1 pseudogene is annotated in these 816 nt (G+C 69.1%); it reads right to left on the bottom strand.

The features are described from left to right. Positions 1-762 (bottom strand): annotated as a pseudogene (locus DKL51_RS10245) (IS5 family transposase); the annotation flags it as partial. Between the last annotated feature and the right edge of the window lie 54 nt (positions 763-816).

The raw sequence follows: 816 nt of genomic DNA, 5'->3' as shown, positions 1-816 counted from the left end.
TGAAGCAGCGTTCCACGACGTTGCGCTTCTTGTAGATCACGGTGTCGAAGGCTGGTGGTCTGCCGCCGGCGCTGCCCTTGGCCGCCCGGCGGGCGACCTGGTCGGACCGTTCCGGGATGACGTGGCGGATCCCACGCTGCCGCAGCGCCCGGCGGGTGGAGTCGTGCGCGTAGCCCTTGTCGGCGATCAGCACGTCGGGGCGCTTGCGGGGCCGTCCGGGTCCGGGCTCGTTCACGGCGATGGCGTCGAGCAGGGCCAGTAGCTGGGGGTTGTCGCCGGCCTGGCCGGGGGTGAGTAGGATCGACAGCGGCCGGCCGCGCCCGTCGACGGCGAGGTGGATCTTCGTGCTCAGTCCGCCGCGGGATCGGCCGATGGCCTCGCCATCTTGCGCACCAGGCGTCGCCGGACTTGTTGGGGAGCCCCCTTTTTGCGGGCGCCAGCGGTATGCTGGTGTGCCCGCACGATCGACGAGTCGATGCTGATCGTCCACTGCACCGGTGTGCCGTCGTCGTGGACCTGCGCCGCTGCCAGGATCCGATCCCACGTGCCGTCCGCCGTCCAGCGGCGCAGGCGTTCGTGGCAGGTCTTCCACGGCCCGAAGCGTTCTGGCAGGTCACGCCACGGTGCGCCGGTGCGCAGCTTCCACAGAATCCCGTTGATGACCTGCCGGTGATCCCGCCACCGCCCCCGAGAACTCCCCGGTTCGGGCAGCAGCGGCGCGATCACCGCCCATGCTTCATCGGTTAATTCACCACGACGCACCACCGGCACATCGTCAACGATCAACCACTACAAGATCGGCAGGACACGCCCTAA

This window comes from Micromonospora globispora, assembly GCF_003857015.1.
GTDB classification, from domain to species: domain Bacteria; phylum Actinomycetota; class Actinomycetes; order Mycobacteriales; family Micromonosporaceae; genus Micromonospora; species Micromonospora globispora.
This window is presented reverse-complemented; position numbering and strand designations above follow the sequence as displayed.